Below are 13,854 nucleotides of genomic sequence, written 5' to 3'. Positions count from 1 at the left end.
CCGGAAATACGCATAACACGAAGGCGTGACTGCGGGCGGGCGACCCCGTAACGTCGGCATCGAACCGTAAAAATACGTAAGGAAACGTCATGGACCAAAAGACACACGACAAGGGACTGGAAATTCGCAAAGCCGTGCTCGGCGAGGCCTATGTCAACAATGCCCTGAAGAACGCCGACAGCTTCAACAAGCCGTTCCAGGAACTCGTCACCGAATATTGCTGGGGCGCGGTATGGGGCCGCGAGGAACTGCCGCACAAGACGCGCAGCATGCTCAACCTCGCCATGATCTCGATCCTGAACCGGCCGCACGAATTGAAGGCGCACATCAAGGGCGCGCTGACCAACGGCGTCAGCCGCGACGAGATCCGCGAGATCTTCATGCAGGTTTCGATCTATGCCGGCATCCCCGCCGGCGTCGACAGCTTTCGCATCGCGCGCGAAGTGTTTGCGGAATTGGACAAGGGTTAAGAGCGTCGAAATAACAAACCGTTTCAGCCGTCATTGCGAGCGAAGCGACTTGTCCGCCGAAGCTTTAGCGAAGGCGGAAGCAATCAGACCTAGGCGCGCTTCCGCCTTCGCTCTTCGAGCTACGGCGGGACAAGCCTCGCAATGACGAAGTGCGAGAGGAAACACCATCATGGAAATCGGATTCATCGGCCTCGGGAAGATGGGTTTTCCGATGGCGCGACGCCTGATCGAGGCCAAGCACCAGCTCACCGTGTTCGATACGCGGAAGGAAGTCGTCGACCAACTGGTCGCGCTCGGCGCGCAGGCCGCATCGTCGCCCAAGGACGTCGCCGACCGTTGCGAGACCGTCCTGGCGAGCCTACCCTCGCTGCAAGCTTCACTCGATGTTGCGACCGGCGGCGCCGCTGGGGTGATCGAGGGCAAGCGCGTCAGGCGCTTCGTCGATCTTTCCACCGTCGGTTCGCAGATGGCCACACGGATTCACGGCCTGCTGGCTGCGAAGAACATCGTGCAGATCGACAGTCCCGTGAGCGGCGGCGTCGGCGGCGCCGAGAAGGGAACGTTGGCGGTGATGGCCTCCGGCCCGCGTGCCGACTATGAGGCGGTAAAGCCGGCGCTCGACGTGATCGGAAAAGTGTTCTTCATCGGCGAAAAGCCCGGCTCGGCGCAGACGATGAAACTTGCCAACAACTTCCTCTCCGCAACCGCGATGGTGGCGACGTCGGAAGCCGTGGTGATGGGCGTCAAGGCGGGGCTCGATCCGGCCGTGATGATCGACGTCATCAATGCCGGTTCGGGACTGAACACCGCCAGCCGCGACAAGTTTCCGCGCTCGGTGCTGCCGCGCAGCTTCGATTTCGGCTTCGCCACCGGCTTGATGGTGAAGGATGTGCGGCTCGCGCTGGCGGAGATGAAATCGCTGGGGCTGTCGATGGAAGTCGCCGAAGCGGTCGGACGCTTGTGGGAGGTCATCATCCGCGACGAGGGTCCGGAGTCGGATTTCACCGCCGCGATCAAGCCGATCGAAAAGGCGGCGGGCGTGGTGGTCGGCGGGGCAAAGGGCGATCACGCGGCGAAGTGATCTCTCGTGCGACCTACGTGCTAATTCGCATTCTTCGACATCGACCGGAAATAGTGCTCGGCATGCTGGAAATAATTCTCCGCTGCGATCCGGTCTCCCCTCAGAAGTTCAGCGCGGGCCAAGGCCAGATAGCGTTCATAGTTTCTCTCTGCGCTCTGAGCACTCTTCGCCTGAGAGCCAGGGAACCCGGAAGATTCATTTCTCCGGGCGGGCCGGGATCGTGGCCGCGCTGCACCGGCCATAAGTTTCGCATTTGGGCGTGAGTGTGCCGTTACCGGCTTAGGTTCCGAAATGTATTTCATGTTGGTCCGTATGCCGCTCCGGCAGAGCCGTGCGACGTTGATTGGAGGAAATGTCGTGCTGCAATCCGGTCGATGGGCCACTGCGGGCGGCGCTCAAACTTCGGGGGTGCGGTATGCGTTCCTGGCGCCCGATTAGCAGCAGAGAGGGCCCGCCGAACGAATCCATATCGACTGCGTTTTAGATATGACCTCGGAAAGCGATTTCAAGTTGCTGGCTGAAGAGGAATTTTCGGCGAAAGTGTCCACCCTCGTTGAGCCAGCGCCCATAACGCGGCAGCGGCCAGAACATAACAAGGGAGGTCCGTGATGAGAAAATTCATGACGACGATGACCGAGGAGCCAGTCCCCAGGAACATCATGCGCGCTGATGTCACTATCACCGAGGGTTTCGGCATCGAGGTCGACGGTCAGATGAAGGCGGTGTTCGACACCAAGGAAGCCGCCGAAAAGAAAGCGCGGGAACTCAAAACCAAATACCCGATGCTTCAGGTCAAGGTCTATGACGCAGCGCAAAAAACGAGTGCGGTGATAACGGCCAAAACAGCCGAAACAGTATGACGGACGTTCAGGAGACCATCGAGGCGACAACGCTCACAGCCAGGGCGCCGGCTTGTCCATCGCGATCAGTTCCTCGACCTCGATGCGCGGGCGCACCACGGCGTACTGGTCGTCCTTGACGAGGACTTCCGGCACCAAAGGCCGCGTATTGTAGAAACCGGACTGCACCGCGCCGTAGGCGCCGGCGGTCATGATGGCGATGAGATCGCCGGCCCTGGGTTCGGGCAGGTTGCGATCGAGGGCGAGATAGTCGCCGGTTTCGCAGACCGGACCGACGACGTCGGCCATGATCGTTCGCGCGCCCTTCGCCGCCTCGCGGATCGGCACGATGTCGTGATGGGCTTCGTAGAGCGTCGGCCGTATCAGGTCGTTCATCGCGGCGTCGATGATGACGAAGTTTTTCGCCTCGCCCGGCTTCACATAAATGACGCGGGAGACGAGGATGCCGGCATTGCCGACGATCATCCGCCCGGGCTCGAACATCAGCGTGCAGCCGAGATTGTGCGTCACCCGCTTGACCATCGCGGCGTAGGCGGACGGCAGCGGCGGCGCTTCGCGGTCGGCGTGATAGGGGATGCCGAGCCCGCCGCCGAAATCGATGTGGGAGATGTTGTGTCCGTCGGCGCGCAGCGTCAGCACGAAATCGGAAAGAATCCGGAACGCGGTTTCCATCTTGGAGAGATCAGTGATCTGGCTGCCGATATGCATGTCGGTGCCGGTCACCTCGATGCCCGGCAGCTTTGCCGCGAGGGCATAGACCTCGCGCGCCCGCTCGATCGGAATGCCGAACTTGTTTTCGGATTTTCCGGTGGCGATCTTGGCGTGGGTGCCGGCATCGACATCCGGATTGACCCGCAACGAAATCCGCGCGGTCTTGCCGGTCTCGACCGCGAGCTTCGACAGCAGTTCCAGTTCGGGCTCGGACTCGACGTTGATGCAGAGAACGTCGGCCGCCAGCGCTGCACGCAGTTCTGGCTCGGTCTTGCCGACGCCCGAGAACAGGATCTTGCTCGGCGGAATACCCGCCGCCAGCGCGCGCTTCAACTCGCCGCCGGATACCACGTCGGCCCCGGCCCCGAGTTTCGCCAGCGTACGCAGCACCGACTGGTTGGAGTTCGCCTTCATGGCGTAGCAGACCAGCGTCTTCTCGCCGGCAAAGGCCTCGGTGAAGACGCGGTAGTGACGCTCCAGCGTCGCCGTCGAATAGCAATAGAACGGCGTGCCGACGGCATCCGCGAGTTCGGACAGGTTGACGGCCTCGGCGTGCAGCACGCCGTTGCGATAATCAAAATGATTCATGGCGCGCTCAGTCCAGCAGCGGATCGAGAACGAATTTCTTCTTGCCGCCCTTGGGGGCGCTGGGGCCAGCCTCGGATCCGTAGGTCGAATTGAAGACGCCGGGCTGCGCGGCGCGCTCGGCCTCGGTGTCCGACGTGGGTTGCGCCTGTGACGCCGCGTTCGGCGGCAGGTCGAGCCCGCCCTTGCGTCCGCAGCCCCCGAGCGCGAGCGCGGTTACGCTCAACAAGATGATGGCCCATCCCGACGATGACGGGCGGTAGTTACTGATCACGACGAAATCCCCAATGCGCGCCGCACCATACAAAGATTGCCGCAGTCTGGCGAGTGCCGATGGGCCACGGAAACCCAAGAAAAACCTAAGAAATTGCAGCGAAATTTTTCCTCAGCCCAATTTTCGCTCTTTTTCCAGCCGCCTCAGCCAGGCTTTGGCCTGGGAAAGCACGTTCTTCGGCGCGGTGCCGCCATAGCTGGTCCGGCTCTTGACGGAAGCTTCCACCGATAGCACGCGCAGGGCGTCCGCCGTAATCTTCGGCTCAACTTCCTGCATCGCCTGCAGCGGCAGTTCGTGCAGCGCCACGCCCTGCTTCGACGCGAGGCCCACGATGCGCCCGGTGACGTGATGCGCGTCGCGGAACGGCATTTTCAGCGTCCGCACCAGCCAGTCGGCCAGATCGGTGGCGGTGGCATAGCCCTCGCCGGCGGCAGCCTTCATCCGCGCCTCGTCGGGGACGAGATCGATGACCATGCCGGTCATCGCCCGGATCGCGAGCGAGAGCGCACCGAACGCCTCCATTGCGCCCTGTTTGTCCTCCTGCATGTCCTTTTGATAGGCGAGCGGCAGCCCCTTCATCACGATCAGGAGACCGTTGAGCGCGCCGATCACCCGGCCGGTCTTGGCGCGCACCAGTTCGGCCGCATCGGGATTGCGCTTCTGCGGCATGATCGAGGAGCCGGTGGTGAACTTGTCGGAGAGCCGCACCAGGCCGACCAGCGGCGAGGTCCAGATCACGATTTCCTCGGCGAAGCGCGACATGTGCACGGCCGCGATCGAGGCCGCAGACAGGGTTTCCAGCACGAAGTCGCGGTCCGATACCGCGTCCAGCGAATTGGCCATCGGCCGGTCGAAGCCGAGCGCTTTCGCGGTCGCCGTGCGGTCGATCGGAAACGAGGTTCCGGCCAGCGCCGCAGCCCCGAGCGGCGATTCGTTCAGCCGCTTCCGCGCATCGGCAAACCGGCCGCGGTCGCGCGCGGCCATCTCGACATAGGCGAGCAGATGATGCCCGAAGGTGACGGGCTGGGCGGTCTGCAGGTGGGTGAAGCCCGGCATCACGGTCGCGGCATGTTCCAGCGCGCGCTCCGCCAGCGCATGCTGGAAGGCGGCCAGCGCCGCATCCGTCTTGTCGATCGTGTCGCGAACATAGAGCCGGAAATCGGTCGCGACCTGGTCGTTGCGCGAGCGTGCGGTGTGCAGCCGTCCCGCGGCCGGCCCGATCAGTTCGGAAAGCCGGCTCTCGACGTTCATATGGATGTCTTCGAGCGCGCGCTTGAAGTCGAACGCGCCCTTCTCGATTTCTGACAAAATCGTGTCTAGACCCTTGCCGATATTTTTCGCATCACTCGCCGTGATAATGCCTTGCGCGGCCAGCATCGCCGCGTGGGCCTTGGACGCGGCGATGTCCTGGGCATAGAGGTGACGGTCGACATCGATCGAGACGTTGATTTCCTCCATGATCGCATCGGGACGCTCGGTGAACCGGCCGCCCCACATCTTGTTGCTCATGACTTCTCAAGCCCTGCCATTTATCGTCGAACGGAAGCGAAACGCCGCGCCGGTTTCGGCCGTAACTCGACCGTAATCTTGAGCCCTGCATAGCCGTATCTGATACAGGATGACAAACGATATGCCCGAAATTTCCCCGCCCCGCCCGGCCGCGACGCGCCGGATCCCGCTCGCCATCGGTGCGGTGGCGGCTGTGGGCGTGATCGGATTAGGCGCGTTTTACGGGCTCGGCGGCTTCAAACGCGCTGGCGGCGATCCCATCTGTAGGGGAGCGGTTGAACTTGCCCGCAAGATCGCGCCGCTGGCGCATGGCGAGGTGGCGGCGCTGACCATGGCGACGGTGCCCTTGCGGCTCCCCGACCTCGCTTTTGAGGATGCCGCGGGCAAGCCAAGAAAACTGTCGGAATGGCGCGGCAAGACCGTGCTGGTGAACCTGTGGGCCACCTGGTGCGTGCCCTGTCGTAAGGAAATGCCGGCGCTCGACAGCCTGCAGGCCAAGCTCGGCGGCAAGGATTTCGAGGTGGTCGCCGTCAATATCGACACCCGTGATCCCGAGAAGCCGAAAAACTTCCTCAAAGAGGCCAACCTGACCAGGCTTGGCTATTTCGCCGACTCAAAAGCCAAGGTTTTTCAAGACCTTAAGAGCATAGGCAAGGCCCTGGGGATGCCAACCTCGGTGCTGGTCGACAGCCAGGGCTGCGAGATCGCCAACCTTGCCGGTCCCGCCGAATGGGCCAGCGACGACGCGATCAAGCTGATCAAGGCCGCGATGGAGCCGGTAAAGGCCGGGCCTTAGCAGTCTGCAGGTAGGCGCTCGGCGAAGGGTGAGTGGCACCAGCGGGGCCACATGGTTCTCCCGGCGATGCGAATCATCGTGCGGAGGCGGCGCTAAAGCGCCTCCTCACCATGAGGGTTCAATGATGCGACCGGCTTTCTCTCAGGCCGCAATATTGAGATTGCCGCCGACACCGGGGGCGAGATTGGCCGTCGAGGGCGTGCCCAAGAGCGTCTGGACCGCGGCCTTCTCGGCATCCGCGTTCTGTTTGATGATCGAGGTCTGGATCTGCTGCTGCGTACCCGCCGCCTGCATCGCGAGCATGCTCGATACCATCGCCATCATATCCATACGCAGCACTCCTTAAACGTGAGGGCACCTTACCCCGACACCGGTTAACGAATTCTGGAGATGGCAGAAAAGTTGGGTGGGCGCGCGAATGCATGAGCGAGGACACTCTGCGCGTGTCCAGTATTCGTAGGATGGGTGGAGCGAAGCGATACCCATCAATCCCTGCGCGGAAGCATGATGGGTTTCGCTGCGCTCTACCCATCCTACGAAGGCGCGATGACGCCTACCGCGTCGGGACCGGCTTGTCGCCGCGGTAGTCGTAGAAGCCGCGCTGCGTCTTGCGGCCGAGCCAGCCGGCCTCGACATATTTCACCAGCAACGGACACGGCCGGTACTTCGAATCCGCCAGCCCCTCGTGCAGCACCTGCATGATCGACAGGCAGGTGTCGAGGCCGATGAAGTCGGCGAGTTCCAAAGGCCCCATCGGGTGATGCGCGCCGAGCTTCATGGCGGCGTCGATCGCCTCGACGTTCCCGACGCCCTCATAGAGCGTGTAGATCGCCTCGTTGATCATCGGCAGCAGGATGCGGTTGACGATGAAGGCGGGGAAATCCTCGGATACGGCAATCTGCTTGCCCATCCGGGTGACGAATTCCTTCGCGGTGTCGAACGTCAAATCGTCGGTGGCGATGCCGCGGATCAGCTCGACCAGTTCCATCGCTGGCACCGGATTCATGAAATGAATGCCGATGAAGCGCTCGGGACGATCGGTCGAGGAGGCGAGCCGCGTGATCGAGATCGAGGAGGAGTTGGTAGCGATGATCGCTTCGGGCTTCAGCACCGAGCAGAGCTCGTGAAAGATCTTGCGCTTGACCTCTTCCTTTTCGACCGCGCTCTCGATTACGAGGTCGCAGTCCGCCAAACCATCCAGCGTCTCGGTGGAGGTAATCCGGGCGAGTGCCTTTTTGCGCGCGTCCTCGGTGATGGTCTGCTTGGCAACCTGGCGCGACAAATGGCCGTTGATGGTCGCCATCGCCGATTTCAGCCGTTCGTCGGAGACGTCGTTGAGCACCACATCGAAACCGGCGAGCGCCGCCACATGCGCGATGCCGTTGCCCATCTGGCCCGAGCCGATCACGCCGACCTTCTTGATTGTCACCGCCATCTTGTCATCCACCGGAACGGCGCGCACATCGCGCCTGTTCATCTCTAAACCTGGGTTCTGATATCATCAGAAGCGAGGTTCAGTCCCCTTCTTTGGCACGTTTTCTTCACGCGAGGCCGGAAACCTCGCTTGAAACCGCTTTTAAAGTAAACACCGGCCGGACGTCGCGCGTCCGGTCGGTGCAGAATTATTACTTCCCGAGCTTGCCGAGCGCCTCGGTCAGTTCAGGAACCGCCTGATAGAGGTCCGCCACCAGGCCGTAATCGGCAACCTGGAAGATCGGCGCGTCTTCATCCTTGTTGATCGCAACGATTACCTTGGAATCCTTCATGCCGGCGAGATGCTGGATCGCACCGGAGATGCCGATCGCGACATATAGTTCCGGCGCCACCACCTTGCCGGTCTGGCCGACCTGCCAGTCGTTAGGCGCGTAGCCAGCATCGACCGCGGCGCGCGAGGCGCCGACGCCGGCGCCGAGCTTGTCGGCGAGCGGCTCGATATATTTGGCAAAATTCTCGCGGCTCTGCATGGCGCGGCCGCCGGAGACGATGATCTTGGCCGAAGTCAGTTCCGGCCGGTCGCTCTTGGCGACTTCCTCGCCGACGAAGCTGGAGAGGCCCGGATCGGCCGCCGCGGCGGCGTTCTCGACCGGCGCGCTGCCGCCGTCGCCGGCCGCGGCAAAAGTCGAGGTCCGCACGGTGATGACCTTCTTGGCGTCCTTTGATTTCACCGTCTGGATCGCGTTGCCGGCATAGATCGGCCGCTCGAAGGTGTCAGGCGAGACCACCTTGATGATCTCAGACACCTGCATCACGTCGAGCAGCGCTGCCACACGCGGCATCACATTCTTGAAGCGCGAGGTCGCGGGCGCGACGAAGGCGTCATAACCGGGAGCCAGCGACACGATCAGCGCGGCCAGCGGTTCGGCGAGGTCATGGGCGTAGGCGGCGTTATCCGCGAGCAGCACCTTCGTCACGCCGGCGAGCTTGGCCGCGGCATCAGCCGCCGCCTTGGCGTTTTCGCCGGCGACCAGCACGTGCACGTCGGTGCCGAGTGCGGCGGCCGCCGTCAGCGCCTTGTTGGTGGCGTCCTTGATCGACGCGTTATTGTGTTCGGCAATCAATAGCGTCGTCATCAGAGAACCCCGGCTTCGGTCTTGAGTTTCGAGATCAGTTCGGCGACGTCCTTGACCTTGACGCCGCCCTTGCGGCCAGGCGGTTCCGATGTCTTGAGCACTTCGAGATGCGGCGTGAGATCGACGCCGTAATCGGACGCGCTCTTGTCGTCGATCGGCTTCTTCTTCGCCTTCATGATGTTGGGCAGCGACGCATAGCGCGGCTCGTTCAGCCGCAAATCGGTGGTGACGATCGCCGGTCCCTTCAGCTTCACGGTCTGCAGGCCGCCGTCAACCTCGCGCGTGACGTTGAAATCGGTGCCATCGACTTCGAGCTTGGAGGCGAAGGTCGCCTGCGACCAGCCGAGCAAAGCCGCCAGCATCTGCCCGGTCTGGTTCGAGTCGTCGTCGATCGCCTGCTTGCCGAGAATGATGAGGCCGGGCTTTTCCTGCTCGGCGATGGCTTTAAGAATCTTGGCAACCGCCAGCGGCTCCACATTGCCTTCGGCCTTGACGAGGATGCCGCGGTCGGCGCCCATGGCAAGACCGGTCCGGATCGTCTCCGAGGCCTGCGCCGCGCCGATCGACACCACCACCACTTCGGTCGCCTTGCCGGCTTCCTTCAGCCGCAGCGCTTCCTCGACGGCGATCTCGTCGAACGGATTCATCGACATCTTCACGTTGGCGAGTTCCACGCCCGTTCCGTCGCTCTTGACGCGGACCTTGACGTTGAAATCGACCACCCGCTTTACCGGCACAAGAACCTTCATCGATCCTCTTTCGCTTGAATTCTGGGGTTTGATTGGCTGTTATCAGCTTGGGCGCGGAACCTAAAGGTCCCGCTATCGGCGGTCAACGCGCGAAAGCCAAAAATCAGCCCCGGACAAGGGTACCTTAACGGTTCTGACCGGGCACCCACAACACGTCTCCGGCCCCATTATCATTCATATGTCGGCTGGCGACGAACAGGAAATCCGACAGGCGGTTCATATACTGAATGGCGGCCTCGCTGACCGGCTCCTCTGGGTTGGCGGCGAGTTCCACCATGATCCGTTCCGCCCTGCGGCATATGGTACGGGCGAGATGCAGGTAAGCCGCAGCGGGGGTGCCACCGGGCAGGACGAACGAGGTCAAGGGCGCCAGATGCTCGTTCAGCACGTCAATGTCGCGCTCGAGCCGTTCGACCTGGCTCGAGAGCATCCGCAGCCGCTCGGCCTTGCCGTCGCGCTGGGGCACCGCGAGATCCGCGCCGAGATCGAACAGGTCGTTCTGGATCCGTCCCAGCATCGCATCGAGTTCGCGGGCTTCGCCGAGGTGCAGCCGTACCACGCCGATGGCGGCGTTGGTCTCGTCCACGGTGCCGTAGGCCGAGATGCGCAGATCGTATTTCGGGCGGCGCTCACCGCTGCCGAGCGCCGTGGTGCCGTCATCGCCGGTCTTGGTATAGATGCGGTTGAGTACGACCATTGGCGCTTTCCTTTTCCTGCCCTTATTTAGCCATCGCCCAGACCACGACCATGGTGATGACGATGGCGATGAATTGCAGCAACACCCGAAGCCGCATCAGGTTCTGCGAGCGGCTCGGCGAACCGCCCCGCATCATGTTGACGAGGCCGAGCAGCAGCACGATGGCCACGGCCGCAACCGCGATCGGGAGGACGATCGAACTCAGAAAGGATGCCATCGGCGCTACATAACACCGCGAAGCGCCGACTGCCACACGTCGACAATCCTTCGCACAACCCCTCGCACAACCGCTCGACGATCTGGCTTTTAAGCCAATAATATCAGATGCTAGCCCAAGTTTAGCATCGGACTTCCGTACTCTGATCGAGGTGAGATGTGAGGCTCATTCGCTACGTCTACCTCGTGGTGATGGAGGCGTTCTATACGTTCCTTGCCGATGACGGCTGGGCGATCGCGAGCCATATCGCGTTGTCGACGTTGATGGCGCTGTTCCCGTTCCTGATCGTGCTGACGTCGCTGGCCGGCTTTTTCGGCTCCAAGGAGCTGGCCGACGGAGCGGTGGGGCTGTTGCTGCAGACCTGGCCGCAACAGGTCGCGGACGCGCTGTCAGGCGAAATCCACGACGTGTTGACCACGACGCGCGGCGACATCCTGACCGTCGGCGCGGTGCTGGCGGTCTATTTCGCATCGAACGGCGTCGAGGCGGTCCGGGTCGCGCTCAACCGCGCCTATTCGGTGGTCGAGCCGCGGGCGTGGTACTGGCTGCGGCTGGAATCGATCGGCTATACGCTGGTCGCCGCCTTCACCTCGCTCGCCATGGCGTTCTTGATCGTGCTCGGTCCGCTGATCCTGGAGACGGCACGCCGCCACATTCCGTTCTTTGTCGAGTCCAATGAAAGCCTTCTCAATTTCGCCCGCTACGGCATCACCATCACGGCGATGATCGTGGCGCTGTTCGTGCTGCATGCCTGGCTGCCCTGCGGCCGCCGAAGTTTTCTGCAGATCCTTCCCGGCATCGTCTTTACGATGGTGGCATCGCTGATCTCGGGCATCGTTTTCGGCCAGTATCTGGCGCGCTTCGCCAGCAACTACGTTACGATGTATGCGGGGCTCGCCTCGGTCATCATCGCGCTGGTGTTTCTGTATTTCATTGCCGCGATTTTCGTCTATGGCGGCGAACTGAACGCAGCCATCATGAAGTCGCAGTTGCCGAAGGGGATGTCGCTTCATGCAGCGCAGTCGCCAGGGCGCGCGGAGACACAGGCTTGACCAGAAAGATATCGGCGCCGGCGGCGCGCGATGCCGCCTCGTCCTCGCTGCGGCCGGATATGCCGATGATCGGAATGCGCCCGAGCGGCGGCTGAAGCGCGCGAATGCGCGTGATCGCTTCAATGCCGTTGATCCCCGGCAGGACCATGTCCATCAGCACCGCGTCGAATGCGCCCTGCGCGATCCGCTCGGGCGCCGCCTCGCCCTGACCGATGAACTCGGCCTGGTGACCGAGCTCGGTCAGGATCGCGTTGAGGACGACGCGGCCGAACGGATTGTCCTCGACGCTGAGCAGGCGCAACGGCCGCGGCGAGTTGATCGAGACCTCGCCATCGGCGCCGGATGCCGCCGTCACGGCCTCGTCGGCGGGCGACATCACGACACTAAGGGTGAAGATAGCGCCGCCGCCCCGCCGTTGCGCCACGGTGACGTCGCCGCCCATGGCGCGCGCCAGTTGCTTGACCGACGACAATCCGAGCCCGGCGCCGCCGAAGCGCGATGCAATGGAGGCATTGGCCTGCGAGAACGGCCGGAACAGGCGCTTGATCTCGCTCAGCGTGAGGCCGATCCCGCTGTCGGAGACCTCGAATGCAACGGCGACCTTGCCTTTCAGGCTGCGCAGGGGCGTGACCTGGAGGGCGACACTGCCTTGGTCGGTGAATTTTACGGCATTGTCGATCAGGTTTTCCAGCGCGGCGCGCAGGCGGACGGGATCGCCGATGGCAAATCCCGGGAGCTTTTCGGAAATAACCACCGACGACTGCAACCCCTTGGCCGCCGCGCGCCCGGCCAGCGAATCGCCGGCATTGCGGGCGAGCGTGCGCAGGTCGAAGAAGTCCTGCCGTACTTCGAGCCCGGGACCGCCGCTGCGAGCGGCGTCGACGAACAGGGTCGCAAGGCTCGCCAGATGTTCCGCTCCCGCCTTGATGGTGTCGACCCAGCGCCGTTCGCGCTCGCCAAGCTCAGAGGTCGCCAGGAGATTGCTGATCGCCAGGATGCCTGTGAGCGGCGTGCGGACCTCGTGCGCAAACGCCGCCAGCGCGGTTTCGACCATGCCGGGGGCGGCGGACTTGCGCGTACTCCGCGCGTTTGTCGCGGCGCTGGATACGCGCTTCTTCGCTCGCCGCTTCTTGACTGGCCGTGTGATGCGCCGTGAGCGCCGCTTTGCCGCCATGGTCCCCCTTCCTCTGCCGCGACCAGCATGACACGCGGTGGCGGCCGATGTCACGGAGGCGTTTTCAACAACCCCCAGTAGTGTTAGGGGACTCGTCGGGCAGACCGACGAGGCTGCGAATGTCCGCAGGCAGGGCACCTTGTCCACGCAATTCGCGCAAGGCCGTGGCTTGCGTCGATTTCGACAGCTTGTTTCCCGACGCATCTTCGATGAGCCGGTGATGCCGATAAATCGGTTGCGGGATACCGAGCAACTGCTGCAACAAGAGGTGCACGCTCGTCGACCAGAACAGGTCCCTGCCCCGCACCACGTCGGTCACGCCCTGCAAGGCGTCGTCGATCACAACGGACAGATGATAGCTGGTTGGCGTCTCCTTGCGCGCGAGAATGACGTCGCCCCAGGCTTCGGGTTGGGCGACCACGACACCGGTCTCACCATCAGGACCTTCGCCATGTTCGATCCAGGTGAGTGCATTCGTACGCGCGCGGGCCGCCGCCATGTCGAGCCGCAGCGCGTAAGGCATGCCCTGCTCGATCAGCCGGCTGCGTTCGTTCGGCGACAGCGATTTCGCGGCACCCGGATAGAGCGGCGCCCCGTCCGGATCGCGCGGCCATGGCGCACAGGCTTCGCGTTGCGCAACCAGACGAGCGATTTCCGCGCGGCTCTCGAAGCTCGGATAGATCAGGCCCAAGCCTGCCAGTTTTTCGACCGCCTCCCGATAGCGCGCAAAATGCTCCGATTGCCGCCGCACCGGCGTTTCCCAGGATATCCCCAGCCAGGCGAGGTCTTCATAGATCGCCGCCTCGAATTCCGCCCGGCACCTGGTCGCGTCGATGTCCTCGATCCGCAGCAGGAATCTCCCGCCAGTGCGGCGCGCGAGGTCGAAGTTCAGCAGCGCCGAATAGGCGTGACCGAGATGGAGGTAGCCGTTCGGGCTCGGCGCGAATCGGAAAACGGGTGGCGGCATGACAATGTTCTCGTCATGCCCGGGCTTGTCCCGGGCATCCACGTCTTCGGTGCCTCATGACAGGTATGTCAAGCCTCGATCGGAGTGAATGCGCAGCCGTGTCCCACTCATTTGCTATAACTAAGAATGCCGTGCGATTGAA

The 13,854-nt window shown here is 62.9% G+C and carries 17 protein-coding genes; 5 read left to right on the top strand and 12 right to left on the bottom strand.

Going from position 1 to position 13,854, the window contains the following annotated elements; genetic code table 11:
* Nucleotides 1-89: 89 nt before the first annotated feature.
* Together V1279_RS01835 and V1279_RS01830 are read left to right on the top strand one after the other, a co-directional pair.
* Nucleotides 90-470 (top strand): carboxymuconolactone decarboxylase family protein, encoded by a 381-nt coding sequence (locus tag V1279_RS01835; protein ID WP_212418832.1) that lies wholly within the window; start codon nucleotides 90-92, stop codon nucleotides 468-470.
* 169 nt (nucleotides 471-639) lie between these two features.
* Nucleotides 640-1,551 (top strand): NAD(P)-dependent oxidoreductase, encoded by a 912-nt coding sequence (locus tag V1279_RS01830; RefSeq protein ID WP_334431878.1) that lies wholly within the window; start codon nucleotides 640-642, stop codon nucleotides 1,549-1,551.
* 20 nt (nucleotides 1,552-1,571) lie between these two features.
* Here V1279_RS01830 and V1279_RS37730 read toward each other — a convergent pair whose 3' ends face one another.
* Nucleotides 1,572-1,793, bottom strand: coding sequence for a DUF4167 domain-containing protein (locus V1279_RS37730; protein ID WP_442894868.1), 222 nt, complete (start codon nucleotides 1,791-1,793; stop codon nucleotides 1,572-1,574).
* Between the two features lie 378 nt (nucleotides 1,794-2,171).
* On the opposite strand from V1279_RS37730, the gene V1279_RS01825 reads away from it, so the two are divergent.
* Nucleotides 2,172-2,411: a hypothetical protein gene (locus tag V1279_RS01825; RefSeq protein ID WP_334431875.1), complete on the top strand. Its 240-nt coding sequence runs from the start codon at nucleotides 2,172-2,174 to the stop codon at nucleotides 2,409-2,411.
* Between the two features lie 33 nt (nucleotides 2,412-2,444).
* On the opposite strand, the gene lysA is transcribed toward V1279_RS01825, so the two are convergent.
* The 3 genes from lysA to argH form a co-directional block, all read right to left on the bottom strand.
* A complete protein-coding gene (lysA, locus tag V1279_RS01820) occupies nucleotides 2,445-3,710 on the bottom strand; it encodes a diaminopimelate decarboxylase (RefSeq protein WP_334431873.1) in 1,266 nt (421 codons plus the stop codon).
* A gap of 7 nt (nucleotides 3,711-3,717) precedes the next feature.
* Nucleotides 3,718-3,981 (bottom strand): LPS translocon maturation chaperone LptM, encoded by a 264-nt coding sequence (gene lptM, locus V1279_RS01815; RefSeq protein ID WP_334431871.1) that lies wholly within the window; start codon nucleotides 3,979-3,981, stop codon nucleotides 3,718-3,720.
* 111 nt (nucleotides 3,982-4,092) lie between these two features.
* On the bottom strand, nucleotides 4,093-5,490 hold the full coding sequence (gene argH, locus V1279_RS01810; protein ID WP_334431869.1) for an argininosuccinate lyase: 1,398 nt from the start codon (nucleotides 5,488-5,490) through the stop codon (nucleotides 4,093-4,095).
* Nucleotides 5,491-5,611: 121 nt separating this feature from the next.
* Here argH and tlpA point away from each other — a divergent pair, with 121 nt between their 5' ends.
* Nucleotides 5,612-6,286: a thiol:disulfide interchange protein TlpA gene (tlpA, locus tag V1279_RS01805; RefSeq protein ID WP_442894721.1), complete on the top strand. Its 675-nt coding sequence runs from the start codon at nucleotides 5,612-5,614 to the stop codon at nucleotides 6,284-6,286.
* 141 nt (nucleotides 6,287-6,427) lie between these two features.
* Here tlpA and V1279_RS01800 read toward each other — a convergent pair whose 3' ends face one another.
* From V1279_RS01800 to V1279_RS01775, 6 genes are all read right to left on the bottom strand, one after another.
* Nucleotides 6,428-6,616: a putative motility protein gene (locus tag V1279_RS01800; protein ID WP_028348190.1), complete on the bottom strand. Its 189-nt coding sequence runs from the start codon at nucleotides 6,614-6,616 to the stop codon at nucleotides 6,428-6,430.
* Nucleotides 6,617-6,839: 223 nt separating this feature from the next.
* Nucleotides 6,840-7,721, bottom strand: coding sequence for a 3-hydroxybutyryl-CoA dehydrogenase (locus tag V1279_RS01795; RefSeq protein WP_334446153.1), 882 nt, complete (start codon nucleotides 7,719-7,721; stop codon nucleotides 6,840-6,842).
* 190 nt (nucleotides 7,722-7,911) lie between these two features.
* Complete coding sequence (locus tag V1279_RS01790; protein WP_334431867.1) at nucleotides 7,912-8,856, bottom strand: electron transfer flavoprotein subunit alpha/FixB family protein; 945 nt, start codon at nucleotides 8,854-8,856, stop codon at nucleotides 7,912-7,914.
* Complete coding sequence (locus V1279_RS01785; protein ID WP_334431865.1) at nucleotides 8,856-9,605, bottom strand: electron transfer flavoprotein subunit beta/FixA family protein; 750 nt, start codon at nucleotides 9,603-9,605, stop codon at nucleotides 8,856-8,858. Before V1279_RS01785 ends, V1279_RS01790 begins: the two co-directional genes overlap by 1 nt.
* A gap of 124 nt (nucleotides 9,606-9,729) precedes the next feature.
* Entirely contained in the window at nucleotides 9,730-10,302 is a 573-nt protein-coding gene (locus V1279_RS01780; RefSeq protein WP_334431864.1) for a cob(I)yrinic acid a,c-diamide adenosyltransferase, read from the bottom strand.
* Nucleotides 10,303-10,324: 22 nt separating this feature from the next.
* Complete coding sequence (locus V1279_RS01775; RefSeq protein WP_334431863.1) at nucleotides 10,325-10,519, bottom strand: twin transmembrane helix small protein; 195 nt, start codon at nucleotides 10,517-10,519, stop codon at nucleotides 10,325-10,327.
* 191 nt (nucleotides 10,520-10,710) lie between these two features.
* Here V1279_RS01775 and V1279_RS01770 point away from each other — a divergent pair, with 191 nt between their 5' ends.
* The gene (locus V1279_RS01770) at nucleotides 10,711-11,571 is read left to right on the top strand and encodes a YihY/virulence factor BrkB family protein (RefSeq protein ID WP_442894867.1); all 861 of its coding nucleotides are present in this window, start codon (nucleotides 10,711-10,713) and stop codon (nucleotides 11,569-11,571) included.
* Here V1279_RS01770 and V1279_RS01765 read toward each other — a convergent pair.
* A complete protein-coding gene (locus tag V1279_RS01765; RefSeq protein WP_334431861.1) occupies nucleotides 11,495-12,745 on the bottom strand; it encodes an ATP-binding protein in 1,251 nt (416 codons plus the stop codon). The genes V1279_RS01770 and V1279_RS01765 overlap by 77 nt on opposite strands.
* Nucleotides 12,746-12,809: 64 nt before the next feature.
* Complete coding sequence (gene gluQRS, locus V1279_RS01760; RefSeq protein WP_334431860.1) at nucleotides 12,810-13,712, bottom strand: tRNA glutamyl-Q(34) synthetase GluQRS; 903 nt, start codon at nucleotides 13,710-13,712, stop codon at nucleotides 12,810-12,812.
* Between the last annotated feature and the right edge of the window lie 142 nt (nucleotides 13,713-13,854).

Source organism: Bradyrhizobium sp. AZCC 1610, assembly GCF_036924515.1.
In the GTDB taxonomy this organism is placed as follows: Bacteria; Pseudomonadota; Alphaproteobacteria; order Rhizobiales; family Xanthobacteraceae; genus Bradyrhizobium.
Note: the sequence above shows the minus strand (reverse complement) of the source record. Positions and strands in the feature narration are given on the sequence as shown.

Coding starts and splice junctions, on each gene's coding strand:
- V1279_RS01780 (WP_334431864.1), bottom strand. CDS start 10,302: ATGGTCGTACTCAACCGCATCTATACCAAGACCGGCGATGACGGCACC.
- V1279_RS37730 (WP_442894868.1), bottom strand. CDS start 1,793: ATGGCCGGTGCAGCGCGGCCACGATCCCGGCCCGCCCGGAGAAATGAA.
- V1279_RS01835 (WP_212418832.1), top strand. CDS start 90: ATGGACCAAAAGACACACGACAAGGGACTGGAAATTCGCAAAGCCGTG.
- V1279_RS01775 (WP_334431863.1), bottom strand. CDS start 10,519: ATGGCATCCTTTCTGAGTTCGATCGTCCTCCCGATCGCGGTTGCGGCC.
- tlpA (WP_442894721.1), top strand. CDS start 5,612: ATGCCCGAAATTTCCCCGCCCCGCCCGGCCGCGACGCGCCGGATCCCG.
- V1279_RS01765 (WP_334431861.1), bottom strand. CDS start 12,745: ATGGCGGCAAAGCGGCGCTCACGGCGCATCACACGGCCAGTCAAGAAG.
- V1279_RS01830 (WP_334431878.1), top strand. CDS start 640: ATGGAAATCGGATTCATCGGCCTCGGGAAGATGGGTTTTCCGATGGCG.
- V1279_RS01785 (WP_334431865.1), bottom strand. CDS start 9,605: ATGAAGGTTCTTGTGCCGGTAAAGCGGGTGGTCGATTTCAACGTCAAG.
- gluQRS (WP_334431860.1), bottom strand. CDS start 13,712: ATGCCGCCACCCGTTTTCCGATTCGCGCCGAGCCCGAACGGCTACCTC.
- V1279_RS01790 (WP_334431867.1), bottom strand. CDS start 8,856: ATGACGACGCTATTGATTGCCGAACACAATAACGCGTCGATCAAGGAC.
- V1279_RS01800 (WP_028348190.1), bottom strand. CDS start 6,616: ATGGATATGATGGCGATGGTATCGAGCATGCTCGCGATGCAGGCGGCG.
- V1279_RS01795 (WP_334446153.1), bottom strand. CDS start 7,721: ATGGCGGTGACAATCAAGAAGGTCGGCGTGATCGGCTCGGGCCAGATG.
- V1279_RS01825 (WP_334431875.1), top strand. CDS start 2,172: ATGACGACGATGACCGAGGAGCCAGTCCCCAGGAACATCATGCGCGCT.
- V1279_RS01770 (WP_442894867.1), top strand. CDS start 10,711: ATGGAGGCGTTCTATACGTTCCTTGCCGATGACGGCTGGGCGATCGCG.
- argH (WP_334431869.1), bottom strand. CDS start 5,490: ATGAGCAACAAGATGTGGGGCGGCCGGTTCACCGAGCGTCCCGATGCG.
- lysA (WP_334431873.1), bottom strand. CDS start 3,710: ATGAATCATTTTGATTATCGCAACGGCGTGCTGCACGCCGAGGCCGTC.